Annotated in this window: 11 protein-coding genes and 2 pseudogenes; 9 read left to right on the forward strand and 4 right to left on the reverse strand. The window is 58.9% G+C overall.

Annotated elements, in window-relative coordinates; genetic code table 11:
• Positions 1-334: 334 nt before the first annotated feature.
• Positions 335-733: a hypothetical protein gene (locus EN914_RS38240; protein WP_155925003.1), complete on the reverse strand. Its 399-nt coding sequence runs from the start codon at positions 731-733 to the stop codon at positions 335-337.
• A gap of 495 nt (positions 734-1,228) precedes the next feature.
• Between EN914_RS38240 and EN914_RS00680 the strand changes: the two genes are divergently transcribed.
• The 4 genes from EN914_RS00680 (at position 1,229) to EN914_RS00695 (ending at position 5,936) form a co-directional block, all read left to right on the forward strand.
• On the forward strand, positions 1,229-1,915 hold the full coding sequence (locus EN914_RS00680) for a response regulator transcription factor (protein WP_024505585.1): 687 nt from the start codon (positions 1,229-1,231) through the stop codon (positions 1,913-1,915).
• A 26-nt stretch (positions 1,916-1,941) separates the two neighbouring features.
• Complete coding sequence (locus EN914_RS00685; RefSeq protein WP_407067768.1) at positions 1,942-3,408, forward strand: type II and III secretion system protein family protein; 1,467 nt, start codon at positions 1,942-1,944, stop codon at positions 3,406-3,408.
• A 12-nt stretch (positions 3,409-3,420) separates the two neighbouring features.
• Complete coding sequence (locus EN914_RS00690; protein WP_024505583.1) at positions 3,421-3,981, forward strand: CpaD family pilus assembly lipoprotein; 561 nt, start codon at positions 3,421-3,423, stop codon at positions 3,979-3,981.
• 83 nt (positions 3,982-4,064) lie between these two features.
• Positions 4,065-5,936, forward strand: coding sequence for an acyltransferase family protein (locus EN914_RS00695; RefSeq protein WP_024505582.1), 1,872 nt, complete (start codon positions 4,065-4,067; stop codon positions 5,934-5,936).
• A 482-nt stretch (positions 5,937-6,418) separates the two neighbouring features.
• On the opposite strand, the gene EN914_RS00700 is transcribed toward EN914_RS00695, so the two are convergent.
• Positions 6,419-6,898 (reverse strand): porin, encoded by a 480-nt coding sequence (locus EN914_RS00700; protein WP_245265414.1) that lies wholly within the window; start codon positions 6,896-6,898, stop codon positions 6,419-6,421.
• A 151-nt stretch (positions 6,899-7,049) separates the two neighbouring features.
• Here EN914_RS00700 and tnpA point away from each other — a divergent pair, with 151 nt between their 5' ends.
• The 3 genes from tnpA to tnpC all read left to right on the forward strand — a co-directional run bounded on the left by tnpA (position 7,050) and on the right by tnpC (position 9,385).
• Positions 7,050-7,430: an IS66-like element accessory protein TnpA gene (tnpA, locus tag EN914_RS00705; protein ID WP_196815424.1), complete on the forward strand. Its 381-nt coding sequence runs from the start codon at positions 7,050-7,052 to the stop codon at positions 7,428-7,430.
• Positions 7,427-7,783, forward strand: coding sequence for an IS66 family insertion sequence element accessory protein TnpB (gene tnpB / locus EN914_RS00710; protein ID WP_024505580.1), 357 nt, complete (start codon positions 7,427-7,429; stop codon positions 7,781-7,783). The genes tnpA and tnpB overlap by 4 nt, the downstream gene beginning before the upstream one ends.
• Before the next feature lie 69 nt (positions 7,784-7,852).
• Positions 7,853-9,385 carry an IS66 family transposase gene (tnpC, locus tag EN914_RS00715; RefSeq protein WP_024505579.1) on the forward strand — a complete coding sequence of 511 codons (1,533 nt, stop codon included), beginning with the start codon at positions 7,853-7,855 and terminating at the stop codon, positions 9,383-9,385.
• An 11-nt stretch (positions 9,386-9,396) separates the two neighbouring features.
• Here tnpC and EN914_RS00720 read toward each other — a convergent pair.
• Positions 9,397-10,053 (reverse strand): annotated as a pseudogene (locus EN914_RS00720) (porin); the annotation flags it as partial.
• Positions 10,054-10,734: 681 nt separating this feature from the next.
• On the opposite strand from EN914_RS00720, the gene EN914_RS00725 reads away from it, so the two are divergent.
• Together EN914_RS00725 and hemN are read left to right on the forward strand one after the other, a co-directional pair.
• Complete coding sequence (locus EN914_RS00725) at positions 10,735-11,091, forward strand: hypothetical protein (RefSeq protein WP_024505577.1); 357 nt, start codon at positions 10,735-10,737, stop codon at positions 11,089-11,091.
• A gap of 467 nt (positions 11,092-11,558) precedes the next feature.
• A pseudogene (gene hemN / locus EN914_RS00730) lies at positions 11,559-12,884 on the forward strand (oxygen-independent coproporphyrinogen III oxidase).
• Between the two features lie 234 nt (positions 12,885-13,118).
• Here the strand turns inward: hemN and EN914_RS00735 are convergent.
• Entirely contained in the window at positions 13,119-14,762 is a 1,644-nt protein-coding gene (locus EN914_RS00735) for an MFS transporter (RefSeq protein WP_024505576.1), read from the reverse strand.
• Positions 14,763-15,010 lie beyond the last annotated feature (248 nt).

Here is a 15,010-nt window from a genome sequence, read left to right on the forward strand (position 1 = left end):
GCTTTATTGCGGCGTTGACAAGCGGCGCATTCTGGATGAGTTCGAGGCGGTAACCGGCTATTATTCGCAAGCGCGCGATCCGTCTTATGAACCGTCGTGAGCAGAGGCCGTCTGCGGGCAAGAGCCGCAGCCGCTGTTACGGCAGCGATGTCCGCGACGCGCTCATCGTGTTGTGGGAGGATTCGGAGCGGCTGGGTCCGCATCGACGCTCGCGGCGGCCAGCGCCGCCGGGCAGGAATGAGTTCGCAGTTCGCCGCTCGGTGCCAGCCCGCACCTTCGGCGATTGGAAAGATCCGCCGCCCGGCTTTGTTGAGCGCATTCGGGCACGTCTTCGTCAGGGAGCTTCGTGCAGACGATGGTGCTGACCGGGATTGCCGCCGGCTGGACCGAATGCATTCCGCTCCGCACGCGCGACAGCGGCAATGTGATCATGGCGATCAAGCAGGCCCGCTCCCGGTTTCGCTGACCCTGTGCTGCTGTTTGCCGGCATCCGCCCGCACAGGAAGAGCTTGTAAAAGCGGTCGGTGCGGAAATCGAGGAGCCGTTGGTCGTCGATCTTCAGCCTGAACGCGGTCGTTTGCTGGTGCCGCAAATCGGCTGTTGCATGTACATCCCTGTCAGACGTCAGTTTTCCTCGCCTATTTTTGGTGTCGAGCGCGAAGTGCTCCAACCAGATTGCAAGGCTTTTTGGAAATGAGAGCGGCTTTGCGCAGGGCGCTCCGTTGTTGAGCATTCAAGCTACCAAGCCAATGACGCGCAGGTTCCACCAGGCTCGCCAGCCTTGAAGGACAGCGAAAAAAGCAGAGCACGACAGACACAACAGTGCATCAGGACGCCGCAGTCGTTGAAGATGGGGCGCTGCATCCATACCGTGGATGCATTCGATCCAAATAATCGATTTGTTCAATCAGTTTCTCGAAAGCTAACCCTACCCTCTCTGGGAATCGGGCTCTGAGCCGCGACGCTGCCTTGCGAGCGCAGGGGCTGCACGTAGGAGAGATGATGCAACGAGAAATCGCACGCGGGTTGCTGGCCTCGTGGGTTCGCCGACCGGCGTATTTGAGCCCGTCAGTTGGTCCTCACCCGCGCCTATTGCCACCGAGCGACTTGCATGTCCCTCCGACTCGGACCAGTTCCGAGAGCTGCGACGAGTTGCGCGCCGTGTGCTCCGATCAGATGGCCGCCGGTGACGCGTTCGATGGGCCGTCCCTCTTCGAGAGGAGATGAAATGCGAACGCTGCTCGTGGATCATCATGCGGATCTTGCGCGCGCCATGCGACTTGCGCTCGGGGATGGCGGCTTCGTCGTTGATGTCGTTGGTACTCTGGAACTGGCTTCGAGTGCATTTTCTTGCGCCAGCTATGAAATTCTCCTGCTGGAATTGGCTCTGCCAGATGGCGATGGCTTGGGTTGGCTGAGGCAGTTGAGGACCCACGGGCATTCAGTTCCTGCCGTCATTATGAGCAGCCTTAACGATCTCGATAAGCGAATTGCGATCTTCAACGGTGGTGCGGACGACTTTCTGCTCAAACCCATCTCTACCGATGAGCTTATTGCCAGAATGAGAGCCATTCTGCGCCGGGCGACACAGATGACCGACCTGAGGCTCGTATTTGGCAATCTCGACTTTGATCCGGTCGCCCGCCAGGTTTTCGTTGATGGGCACCCAATGATGATCGCACGTCGCGAACTCTGTATTCTAGAGCACCTGCTTAACCGGGCAGGCCGCATCGTGCCCCGTGCGCAATTGGAAGATCACCTCTATTCATTCAACGACGACGTGTCTGCCAACGCGCTTGAAGTCGGAATTTATCGTTTACGGGGACATCTGACCAGATCAGGTGCAACGCCACGGATCAAGACCATCCGAGGCATTGGTTACATCCTAGAATTGACTGACGCCTCATCCGCATAGTTTGTCGAATCGAAAGAAGATCTATTTTGCTGATCCTTCAACATCCTTGCCCTGCGCTCAATTGGCGGGCGATCGCCAACAAGGTTACAAGACCTGCAGTGCCCCGTTACCTGGGCCATCTCCTCTGCGCGCTTATTGTGACTTTCCCACTTGGTGTCGCGGCGCAAAACAAGCAGGACAAAGGCCCGCCGCATGCGGCTTCGAATAGCATCAACGCCACGCTGACCCTTTCCTCTTCGCTCGGGGAGACCGTTCATCTGCCCGCGCCAGCCACGACCATCTTTGTTGCTGACCCCACGATCGCGGATTTTCAGGCGCCATCGAGCAAAACAATCTTCGTCTTTGGCAAGAAATCGGGGCGGACCAGTCTATTCGCCTTGGATGGCAATGGCGAGCCTCTCGCCGAATTGCGTATCGTTGTCACGCAACCGATCGGGGATTTACGCGCCATGTTGCGGGAGCAGGTCGGCGACTATCCCATCCGCGTCAACTATACGCCGCGCGGCGCAATCCTTAGCGGGACGGCGCCCGACGCAGAGGTCGCCGACACCGCAAAAAGAGTCACTGAGCAATATCTGGGCGACGGAGCGCAAGTCGTCAACAACATCAAGGTCGCTGGATCCCTGCAAGTTAACCTCAGCGTGCGCGTAGCCGAAGTCTCACGCAGCGCCATGAAGTCACTCGGCGTCAACTTGTCCGCCTTCGGTCAAATCGGCAATTTCAAAGTGGGCGTTCTAAGCGGAAGCGCTGCAAGCGCTGGGTCTGGTTCAACCCAGGGTGGCGGTACAGCAGAAATCGGATTCGACAACGGTGCCGTCAACGTCAGCGCGGTTCTCGACGCGCTCGCCAAGGAGCATATAGCTTCCGTCCTGGCTGAGCCGAACCTCACCGCTATGTCGGGTGAAAAGGCCAGCTTTCTCGCGGGCGGCGAATTTCCCATTCCTGTCCTGCAGGAAAACAGGCAGGTATCGGTTGAATTCCGTCACTTCGGCGTCAGTCTGGAATTTGTGCCGACAGTTCTCAGCAACAATCACATCAACATTCACGTAACGCCCGAAGTCAGTGAACTGTCGACGCAAGGTGCCGTGCAAATCAACGGAATTTCCGTGCCGGCAGTTTCCACGCGCCGAGCCGATACGGTCGTCGAACTCGCCAGCGGCCAGAGCTTCGCAATCGGCGGTCTAATCAGGCGGAACGTCAACAATGATGTCAGGGCCTTTCCCTGGCTCGGAGAACTGCCGATCCTGGGACCGCTTTTTCGCTCGACCTCGTTTCAAAAAGAGGAGTCAGAACTGGTCATTCTAGTTACGCCTTACATTGTAAGACCAGGCTCCAACCCAAACCAGATGAGCGCACCGACCGAGCGGGCGGCACCGGCTTTGAACGGAGGGGGCGCTCCGACGAATTCCGTGACAAGTCCCCCGCGAGACCGCGCTGCTATCCGTGCGGGCGCGCCAAGCGCCCAGGGCGGTCTCGGCTTCATCATCGAATAGTGTCATCCAAAGATGTTGCGTTTTATAATCGTCTTTGTCGCTCTGGCACCAAGCGTAAGTGGCTGCACAAGCACTACGCCAGTTGATGTCGAACCATCGGCACCAATGCTTGTCCGAGAGGAGACCACCGTCCTGACGTTGCAAAGCCTGCGCGCTTCCGAACGGCAGCGTTTGCGTGTTTTCCTAGACAAGGCCAGTCGCGGCCGGTTCGATGCCATCCACCTCCTCATCAGCGGTTCGCCCCAGCTCAGCGCAGGGGTAGCCCATCAGGCCAGGCAGTTGGCAATCGAAGAAGACAACATTCAATTGCGCGATCAACACGACGCCGGCTCAGTGCGAATTGAGGCGATTGTCTATCACGCCCGTCCGCCGGTCTGTCCCTCATATGGTGCCTCACCCAATGGAGAATCCTTCAAACAGCCGCTTGGTTGTTCGACAGGATATAACCTGGCCGTGATGGTCAACGATCCGCGCGATCTGCTCGACAATCAGGCCGTCAAGGCCGGCGATGGCGATCGTGCTTCTGTACCAGTTGCAACTTACAGAACATTCGGGACGGATAAAGGTGGCTGATACCGCCCTTATCTCGGCAGCACTCCTACCGGAGATTGAAAGCTTCCAATCGCGTCCTGATCTAAAATAAAAGGAACCGCTGGATGCAATATAGGCGCTATATCGAGGGCCTTAGGGCCGTTGCTGTACTTCCGGTCGTACTCTTTCATTTCGGAATTTCGGCGATCCCGGGTGGCTTTAGCGGGGTCGATATCTTCCTCGTCATCTCCGGCTACCTAACCAGCGGAAGCCTCCTGGATGACCTTGAACGCGGCCAATTTTCCATCGTCAACTTCTACTGGCGCCGTGCCCGGCGCATTCTGCCGGCGCTCGTCTTTGTGATGCTTCTCACCTGCATTGCGGCATTGTTCATTCTTCTGCCACCGGATCTGCGCGGATTCAGTCTTAGCATCATAGCTACCTCGACCTTCTGGTCGAACGTTTTCTTCTGGAAAACGTCAAGTTACTTCTCTATCGATGCCGCGCTTCTACCACTGTTGCACACCTGGCCGCTTTCCGTAGCGGAGCAGTACTACATCTTCGCACCAATCCTGATGTTCCTAATCTATCGCTACATCGGGAAGCGCTGGCTGACGACACTTCTTCCGATAATTCTCTGCAGCTTCGTAGTGGCGGTGATGGCGACATCGCTGGCACCCACCGCCGGATTCTATCTGCTGCCGACCCGAATCTGGGAACTCATGTTGGGCGCCCTGCTCATGCTCAAATGCCCCTCGCCGCTGGGCAACCGATTCCTGATGGAGTCGGTGGGGGTGGCCGGATTTGGCCTTCTCGCCATCGGGTTCTTCGCGATTTCGGCGAGTGATCCGTTCCCAGGCTACAACGCCTTGTATCCATGCATCGGAACGGCCCTTCTGATCTATGTTGGCCAAAATACCCCCTCGACGGTCGCCACCCGCATGCTCGAAGTCCGGCCGCTGGTCTGGATTGGGCTCATCTCGTATTCGTTGTATCTTGTTCACTGGCCTCTCAATGCGTTCGCGCACTATCTTTCGTTCCAAAAACTCGATCCGTTGATGACCGGTGCGATGTTGGTGGCAAGCCTCGCATTGGCTGCATTCTCCTGGAAGTTTGTAGAGCAGCCGTTTCGACAGAAGAGGGCCTTCACCTCCCCGGGGCCTATCTTCGCCTTTTCAGCGCTCGCGATCGTTGTCCTTTGTGCCGGCGGAGCGGCGGGGGCGCTCGGCAACGGCTTTCCGCAACGGTTTCCGGACTATGTCCAGCGGCGCATTTCCGTCGGGGACTGGAGGAATGGCATCTGTTTCAACGAGGGCACCAGCCGGATCGAAAGCTGGAATATGGAGGATTGCACGCGCACCAGCGGTTTTCCAACAACGGTTTTTTTGTGGGGCGACTCCTTCGCCGCGCACTATGTTTCCGGCTTGGGTGCTAACATAAATCGATTGCAGGCGAACATCGTTGAATATACGTACGCCAGCTGCGCGCCGATACTCTATTACTACCCTTACGATCGTCTTGATTGTGTCCGGTTCAATCGCAAGGCCTTGGACGTCATCTTGGAAGCGGACATCAAGACGGTTATCCTCAGCGGTAGATGGAGTGACTATGAGGTCAGAGGTTTCGACGGTCTTCAGCAAACAATCGCTACGCTTCGTGCCCTGGGCGTGCGCGTGTTTGTCATCGGCCAGTCTCCGCAGTTCCCAACTGACGTCCGGAGAATTGCGTTCTTCGCCAAGCGCCAAAATCTGGACGATACATCCTGGCCGATCGCGATGGACCCCGACATCAACGAACGTGTGCGCTCATTTACCAAAGGCGCCACATTCATCGATCCGCTGAAATTCCTGTGCAGCGCAGGACGCTGCGCCTATTCCGATAGAGGAGAGTTTTTATATTTCGACTATGGTCATTTCTCTTCAGCCGGCGCCACACTGGCAATCTCGAAATACTGGCCGGCTTTTGGCAAAGACAATGCTCTTCCTAAGACGAAGTAGCGGCTCAGCGGCTGACAAGCACCAGTGCGGGTCCCAGTGATAGCTCCTGCTTCCGCAGCAGCCGCGACGATGGAGCTGTTCAGGTTTAAGGCCCCCCGATAGTGACCTAGGATGGGTGCTGCCACGCGGCTCGGACTCAGCGTGCATTATCACGTAAATGTTGAGAGAATGAATGGCGCCGCGAAGGGCAATTCCAGCCGTCCAAAGCGACAGGCGTGTCGCGGCCTCGACATTGCAGTGGCGCTTACCTAACACGGCCTCACACTGCCCTCTAAACGGCCCCGAATTTGAACTGACGGCCCCTGGCCGGTTCATCGGGCAGGTCAAGGGCTAGGTGTAGTACACAGGGCTCATAACTTTCAGTTTCTAGTTGGTACGATGGGCCGTGGACGGTCGATGCAGACTTCAAGATGGCGAACGAAGCTCTCCATGCGTGCGTTGTCGAGGCAAGTGCCTTTGCCATGCTCGCGACTGGAGAGATTTCAAAATGAGCCTTGTAAGCGGAGAATGCCGCCGACGCTGTTCGGCTTGCTCGTGCCCTTGACGGCGGTAGGCTCGGCAGGGCCGAGGCCAGAGTTGCCGTAGTGGTCGTAATCGACCTCGGCTGTGACCGTGAAGCCGGGAACGACCATGTAGGCGACGTTTGCAGCCACACCAGAATCCTCGAGCTGATCACCCGAGACCTGAAGGTTGAACGAAGTTTTCTCGTCAAACTCGTAGGTGGCGCCCGCCCAGAAAGCCCACTGGCCGTTCCAGATTTTGTACGAGCCGCGCCCATGATTGGCAATTGCGCCGTTTGAGTCCTCGTTGAGACTGGCATTGGAACCGTAGCCGAAGAGTCCAAACAGCGACAGCTGGTTTGTGACAGCGACGTCGACGCGGATCTTGCCGGCAAAAGCTTCGTAATTGCTGTCATAAGCCGCGACGCCGGTGATCGAACCCCAGCCTTGCGTGTATTTCAAGCCGGCGACAACGGTAAGCGGTGTTTCCTGACCACCTTTCGGGAGTGGTCGCGATCTGTGAGGTTGCCGATCCTGTATTGGGATCGGAGATCGGCTTGTGTCTGGACTTGACCTTACGCTTGACCCGGAGCGGCAGCTTCGGCGTTTCGAGGTGATCAACGGTGCCGGCGGTCGGCGTCACTGGTCGGTGGATGACAAGGCGCGGATCATCGCAGAGACGCTGGAGCCGAATGCGATCATTTCCGAGGTCGCCCGCCGTTATGGTCTCAGGCCGCAGCAGGTCTTCGCCTGGCGCCGCGAAGCGCGCAAACAGGTCGCTTCGGTGCAGCAAGATTCTCCTGCCTTTGTGCCGGCGGTTGTGGCGGCGGCGGAACCTGTAGCCAGCCGTTCACCGAAGCAGCGGAAACGGCAAGCCACCCGAGATGCCGGCATGATCGAGCTTGAGATCGACGGCGTCGCGATGCGCGTCGGCCGGGGCGCCGATACCAAGACGGTGGCCGCAGTGATCCGCGCGCTGAAGGCGACGTCGTGATCGGGCCGACGGGTGCGGTCAAGGTCATGGTGGCGACGAAGCCCGTCGACTTCCGCAAGGGTGCGGAGGGATTGGCGGCGCTGGTGCGAGAGACAATGGGGGCCGATCCGTTCAGCGGGGCCGTCTACGTCTTCCGGGCGAAGCGGGCTGACCGGATCAAGCTGATCTTCTGGGATGGCACCGGGGTTTGCCTCTATGCCAAGCGTTTGGAGGATGGGGAGTTCCGCTGGCCGAAAGTGCATGACGGCATGATGCGGCTGACGGCCGCGCAGCTCTCGGCGCTACTCGAAGGTCTCGACTGGCGGCGAGTCCACGAGGCGCGCCGGACCCGCGTTCCAGCCCAGGCGGGCTGACCCGCGACGAAGTGAATCAGCCTGGATTCCGCTGTCGCGGGCTGTCGGCGAATATGGTCTGATCCGCTCATGGCGATGACGGCTGACCAGCTTCCCGACGATCCGGACGCGCTGAAGGCGATGGTCCTGGCGCGCGACGTCGAGAATGCCCGTCTGATTCAGATCATCAAGGAATTGCAGCGTCACCGCTTCGGCCGGCGTGCCGAGACGCTCCCCGAGGATCAATTGCTGCTGGGGCTCGAAGAGGCCGAGCAGATCGAGGCCGCCGACGAGGAAGAGAACGAACAAGCATCTCCCGCAGAGCGCCTGGAGCGCGCCAGGAAGCGCCGGACGAACCGCGGCGCGTTGCCATCCCATCTGCCGCGGGTGGAAATGATCGTCGACATCGAGGACCATGCCTGCCCATGCTGCCGCAATGGCTTGCATCGGATCGGCGAGGACGTGAGCGAGCGGCTCGACATCGTTCCGGCGCAGCTGCGTGTAATCGTCGTGCGGCGGCCCAAATATGCCTGCCGCGCCTGCGAGGACGTCGTGGTTCAGGCTCCCGCGCCGGCCCGGCTGATCGAGGGTGGTCTTCCGACCGAGGCAACGGTCGCCCAGGTGCTGGTCTCAAAATATGCCGATCACCTTCCGCTCTATCGTCAGGCGCAGATCTACGCCCGGCAGGGTATCAATCTCGATCGCTCTACGCTCGCCGACTGGGTCGGCCGCGCCGCCTGGCACCTGCGTCCGGTGCATGAGCGGCTGCTTGGCAAGCTGAAGTCCTCGCCAAAACTCTTCGCCGACGAGACGACCGCGCCGGTGCTCAATCCCGGCCGCGGCAAGACTAAGACAGGTCAACTCTGGGCCTATGCCCGCGATGACCGACCATGGGAGGGGAGCGACCCGCCGGGCGTCGCCTATGTCTATGCGCCGGACCGAAAGGCCGAGCGTCCGATCGCTCATCTCGCAGGCTTCACCGGAATCTTGCAGGTCGACGGCTATGGCGGCTATCGCGTGCTGGCCGACAAAAGCGGCGTCACGCTCGCCTTCTGCTGGGCGCATGTCCGTCGGCGCTTTTATGAACTGGCAGCAGCCGGTCCCGCGCCGATCGCCAGCGAGGCGCTGAGACGGATCGCCGAACTCTACAAGATCGAGGATGACATCCGTGGCCGATCGGCCAACGAGCGCCGCGCGATGCGTCAGGACAAAAGCCGCGCCATCGTCGCCGATCTCGAACCCTGGCTGCGTGAGAAGCTCGGCCTGATCAGTCAGAAGACCAAGCTCGCAGAGGCAATCCGCTACACGCTCTCACGCTGGGAAGGCCTCTCGCGCTTCCTTGACGACGGCCGCATCGAGATCGACAGCAACACCGTCGAACGCTCGATCCGTCCGATCGCGCTCAACCGCAAGAACGCGCTCTTCGCAGGCTCTGACGGCGGCGCCGAACACTGGGCAGTCATCGCCTCGCTGATCGAAACCTGCAAGCTCAATGGTGTCGAACCGCTCGGCTATCTCGCCGATGTCCTCACCAGGATCGTCAACGGCCACCCCAACAGCCAGATCGACGATCTCCTGCCTTGGGTCTACATCAACAAGCTCGAGCTCAAGGCCGTGGCCTGAGAACACCGCTTACCGACAACGTGCGGAATATAGCTGTCGATAGTACCGGCTGAGCCCGATCCTTGTTCGAGCGAAATCACAGTCGAAATGCCGTTGCCGGCGTCGAAGTGGTACTGAGCCACGTTGGTGTCGAAGCCGGCCGACGGAACGAGCATACTATCGAGAACGTTGCCAGCGTAGCTTACAAACGTATCGAAGGCCGACCCCTCCTTGCCAACTCGCAGGCCTCCCAGCTCGACCCAGGCAGAAGCCAGTGCGAGGCCGCTGTTGAAATCATAGTTCTGAGGACTGTCATGCGAGTTAGCGCTGTTGCCAAAATTCACCTGGGTTTCGGTATAGGTCGTCAACGCGCCGAGCTCGGTCTGCTGGCCGGTCCAAGTTTTGAACGTGAAGCGTGTGCTGTTTCGCCAAGTGCCTTGGTCCTCGCCAGTTCTCACGTCCGAGGTTCTTGCGCTGTCATACGATCGGACGTCACCCAGGCCGATATCGTAACGGACATAGCCGCCGATGCGCAGGCAGGTCTCGGTGTTGGGAATATAGGAATATCCCGAGCCGAGGACGTCGCAGATCTTGATGTACTCGGCCGGTTCCCGCTCGGCGCCAGCTGCTCGACCGACGGAAACGGTCATCAGAGCAGTTAAGCCCAGAAGAGGACTCTTGATGTACATGTCTAGATCTCCATGAAGGAATAAAAAGGATAGAGGCGAAAGAGCAAGCTTTTCCTCTAAATTTTGTGCGTGTTGTCTCCAATATGTGGACGCCAAAGCGCTTGACACGAGAGGTGAGCCAGCGTAAAAGCCACATGTACTTATAATAGTGTTTTTTGCTAGGAGATTCATTATCGTTTACATGTGAAACACTCCGGTCGGACCGCTGCAGCTCTCCGAAATAGAGCAGCAAGCGACATGCCAACCTGAAGCGTAGATGCGGCCGACACCAAAATCGGGCCGACGCGCCTTCGTCTCGCTGGAATCACTTTTTTTGAGGGTCACTGCGAAAAGCAATGTGCGACACGGTTCGCCATGTTCGATATGTGACAGTCTCGTTAACAGCGACGGCTTCCCGTCTGACCGCAACGCAGGCCGCGCCATGCGCTACCGAGAAGGATCACTGCGCGTACGCTCCGCAAGGGCTGCGCCAGGAACAGAGGGCGTGCACGTCCGAGGCGTCGCATGGTGGCCGCAGCACCTTTTCGCCGCTGTAAGTTCGCCGTGCAGGTACATTTCGCGGCCGGAAGCGAGAGGGAGCGCACCCTGAAACGGCTGCCTACGGCTCGCCTCGAGTAATTGGCGATGAACAGCATTCTCGAGAACTTAGTCTCGACGGAAAGAGCAACGAAAGGAAGCCGCTTGGACGAGCACGATCCGAAGGAAGAACCGATCGAGACCATTTTCCGCAACGGCACAATCACTGCCGTGGGTATCCTGCTTGCCTTTTCGCTCGGCTTCCTCACTCATTGGGCCGCGAACCCCTTGCCATGGCAACTCTACGATCTGTTCGCCGTAGTGCCGATCCTGCTCGGCATCGCACTGCAGATGAGAGCGCTGTCCATGCTGCTCGACATGAGTTCCTTGCGGCGCCCCATCTACGAACGCGCCAATCGCATTTTCATGGTCGGCCTCATCCAGACCGCGTGTGGCGTCGGCATGGCCATCTTGGTCGATCTTTTCGGGATATCGGTAGGGGGCACGCTGCCCGGCGCTTGACGACAAGCCACACCGCCGCTCTTCGCTCGAAGCGACGTCAAGCCGGGGAACCTTGTGCACCCCCTAGCGGCGTCCTCCTTTCATCAAATGAGCCGACGTCAGCTTTAGAGCGTCTCGGTGGCTAAAGCCGGTATGGTTTTTCGGCCGGCAGGGAAGGCCGCTGGCTGGACCTGGATGGCGTCTGAACGAGGCTTGACAGGTCCGTTGCGTCGGACATGAATTTCGCATTGCAAAGTTCTTCCGCAGACGCCTCAAGCACACTGCACTGGCGTCACGTACTCAGACGTTGAATGCGGCACCGCACCATCACCTCAGGCGCAACCATGGCACGCGCGCTCCCCGGCGTGGTTGACCCCATCCTGTCCAAACGAGACTGCGACATAAGCGGGACGCACTGACTTAGGTCAGAGACCAGGACGAGCGCGCAACGAAAGAATGATGGATCAGCGACGTGGGATGACAGCTCCTTGCACACCTCAATCCTGACAAAGTACCGGGACCCCCGGCCGCCTTGGTATACCATCTATCCGACTGTGCCAGACTTCTCTGCGGCAGTTGGTGCTGACGATTATGAGGAATGGCTGGGGGGCCTCCCGGCCCACGAATCGGTGTCGCTCTATTTCCACATTCCGTTTTGCCGATCCATGTGCTGGTATTGCGGCTTCCCTACCGCGGTCATCCGTCGCAACGGCCCGATCCTTAATTATTTAGCGGTGCTGCGTCAGGAGATCAGTTTGGTGTCGGAGCAAGTGCGGCAAGGCTGCCGGTGAGCGATGTGCATTTCGGCGCGGAACGCCTCACCTTATCGGGCCAGCCGAGCACTTGGCGCTGATGGAATTTCTACGCCGCCACTTCGCTTTCAGCAAAACTGCTGCGATCGCCGTGGAGATCGATCCCCGAACGTTCACACCGGAAATGGCCGAAGCCCTGGCAGCTAACGGTGTCAACCGCGCGAGCATCGGCGTGCAGAGCTTTGATCCCGATGTGCAAAGGCGATCAATCGGATCCAGAGTAAGGTGCAGACGGCCGCTGCAGTCGAAAATCTCCGCCGGCATGGCGTTGGCCATATCAACTCCGACCTCATCTTCGGTCTATCGAAACAGACTGTGCAGTCCTGCATCCAGACCGCGATGGCTGCGGTCGCCATGCGCCCCAACCGGCTTGCGGTGTTCGGATACGCGCATATTCCTTCCGTGATAAAGGATCAGCGCCTAATCGAGCAGGCAGGTCTACCGGACGGTGATCTTCGCGCCGAACAGGCTGCAGCTGTCGCCGAGACACTGGTTGGCGCTGGCTACCGGGAGATCGGGCTCGATCATTTCGCTCCGCCGGACGACGAACTTGCGCTAGCGCAGAAGACCGGGCGCCTACGGCGTAATTCGCTGGGATACTCGGCCGATACTTGCAAAACCGTGATCGGCTTCGGCGCGTCGGCTATTGGCCGAGTCCGCGAGGGGTATGTTCAGAACGAAGTAACACGGGATTCTTACGCCCGGCACATCGCAAGTGGACGTCTGGCGACATCAAAGGGCCACCGTCTGACCGACGATGACCGGGTGCGCGCAGCGATCATCGAGCGACTGATGTGCGATTTGGAGGCCGACGTGCCGACCATCTGTGCCGCCCACGAAATCGAACCAGCTCGTTTTCTCGATTCAGTTGAGAGTTTGGTGACGCTGGCTGAGGAGGGGATCCTGGACGTCGAAAACGGCTTCATCCGCGTGCGGCCGGAGCACCGCTTTGTTGTTCGCGCCGTTGCTGCTGCATTCGATGCTTTTCTCGCGAATCGATGAGTTGAGGCCACGACGCCGAAAGGCATCAGACCTTGTTTGGCGCTCGTCGGCATGGGCTCTCGCAGAAGACTCCGCAAGCGTATGCAGGGGACTTCCACTTGACGCCGCGTTCACCATCATCTCGCCTGGGTGCGCGCGAAAGCGCACAACCCGGAGCACGCTGCTCTCGGTGTGAGGCTGTGCTCTGCAAAGCACCGGTGATCCACCCTGTCCCTGGACAGCAGCTTGATGGCGTCATCTTGGAGGACGAGAAAAGATTGTCGAGGTACGGGTACGAATTGCCTCGGTCGTCCGTTCAATCGAAAGCACTGTCTGCGGAGGCACCTCTCCTTCATGCAGTGACAGGAGATGCTGGGCGACTTCCTTATCTGCTGCGGTGAGTCGATGATTTAGGCGGAGAAAGTCCATCCAGGTGGGGGTGCGGAATGTCTCCGTCCAAAGTGACGGTGTTTGCAGATTTCGCTGGAGCGTCCAGTTTCGTGCACCGGCACGGCTCTGGACGTGTCGCCGCGTGCGCATGGAGCCCAGAAAGGCCTCGATATTTTCCTCCGATATCAAATACTCGACCTTGGCCACGATAGGGCCACTTCTGGGTTTCAGATCGAGAGCCACGTCCGGCGGATGAAAAACTGAACTTTCTTGGTCGGTTTCTTCCCAGGGACGGACCGGCAACACGATCCCCGCTGCTGCAACCAGCAACAGAGCGCCTGCGGCGCCCTCCAATGCTGAGGTCAAGGAATAATTTTGCGCGACAGAACCCCAGATCCAGCTGCCAGCAGCCATACCGCCTGCGCTCAAGGCGTAGTAAATGGAGAGCGTGCGGCCTACAACCCACCTTGGGCTTGCCAACTGCACCGACACGTCAATGCCCGTCCAGGTGATAAGCCAACCCGCTCCGCCGAGCGCCAGCGAAATGGCCGCCACAGGAACCGACGATGTAAGGGCAAGGGAGAGGCAACAGACTGCACAAGCCACAGAGGCGAAGGCCACCAGCCTGTTTTGAGACGTGACCTTCCTCAAGAAGCCGTTGCCCATGCCCGCGATGAAAGCACCCATGCCGAAGCCGGCCAATAAGATACCGTAGACAATTGGCCCACTCTTCAACTGATCCCGGACCACGAGGGGGAGCAACGCCAGAATGGAGATGCTTGCCAATCCGAAAAGAGCGGCTCGGGCGGTCGCTGCCCTGATCTCCAAAGACATCGCCGTAAAGCGCACTCCGTCATGAATTGCCGTCGTCATTCTCTCACGAGGGAGAGGCGAAGAGCGGACCTCCCATTTGGTGCGCCATATCGCGCTTATGGGCGCCAGATCACTCACCGCAGCCAAGGCGAAAGCGGCCAGCGGCCCAAAGACGGCCAGGATCACGCCCCCCAAGGCCGGACCAACGCTGCGCACAATGTTGTATCCGACGGACATAAGCGTCACTGCGGCCGGAATGTCGCGTTTGTGAAGGATATCGCCGACCGAAGCGTGCCAAGCCGGATCATTCAAGGCAAAGCCGCAGCCGGCCAGGAAACCTAACCCGAGAATCAGCCAAGGACTGACAAATCCCAGACCCACAGAAATCATCAGCGTCGTCGACGCCGATGCTATCAGGCAGTGTCCCGCAAACATCACCCACCGGCGGCTGAAGTTGTCGGCAATGGCTCCGGCGAAAACTGAGAGGAAGAACACCGGCAATGTGGATGCGGCCTGGACGAGTGCCACCATGAGGTCGGACGCTGAAATCGTTGCCATAAGCCAACTGATGGCGACCGTTTGCACTAGCCAACCGAGGCTCGAAATCTGGGTGGCCGCCCAAATTGAGCGAAACACCTTGTTTCGAAATGGGGCGAGCGTCTTTGAAACGGGCGGTTGAGGATTTTCGCTCTGCATGAGGTATTGCTGGCCTTCGATGAGCGCTGCGATTTGAGCAAGCGGGTCGATACTTAGACATCGCGGAGCACCGCACGGAACCCAGCTCTATGGAGCTTGCCGGCGACTATTTACGTATTGAGCCATTCTCATAGTCTCATTCATGAGCAGTCCTGTGCGCAAGCATTGCTTTGCTAAATTCCCACCACAAGCGCGCCGCCGCTGAGACCCGCACCCGCTGCCGCCAAGAGGACTTTCTCGCCAGGCCG

The organism is Mesorhizobium sp. M7A.F.Ca.CA.001.08.2.1, assembly GCF_003998455.1.
In the GTDB taxonomy this organism is placed as follows: domain Bacteria; phylum Pseudomonadota; class Alphaproteobacteria; order Rhizobiales; family Rhizobiaceae; genus Mesorhizobium; species Mesorhizobium ciceri.

Bases quoted from the DNA above. Each gene is read 5' to 3' on its own strand.
- EN914_RS38240 (WP_155925003.1), bottom strand. From the start codon at position 733: ATGCTCAACAACGGAGCGCCCTGCGCAAAGCCGCTCTCATTTCCAAAA.
- EN914_RS00680 (WP_024505585.1), top strand. From the start codon at position 1,229: ATGCGAACGCTGCTCGTGGATCATCATGCGGATCTTGCGCGCGCCATG.
- EN914_RS00690 (WP_024505583.1), top strand. From the start codon at position 3,421: ATGTTGCGTTTTATAATCGTCTTTGTCGCTCTGGCACCAAGCGTAAGT.
- EN914_RS00695 (WP_024505582.1), top strand. From the start codon at position 4,065: ATGCAATATAGGCGCTATATCGAGGGCCTTAGGGCCGTTGCTGTACTT.
- tnpC (WP_024505579.1), top strand. From the start codon at position 7,853: ATGGCGATGACGGCTGACCAGCTTCCCGACGATCCGGACGCGCTGAAG.
- EN914_RS00735 (WP_024505576.1), bottom strand. From the start codon at position 14,762: ATGCAGAGCGAAAATCCTCAACCGCCCGTTTCAAAGACGCTCGCCCCA.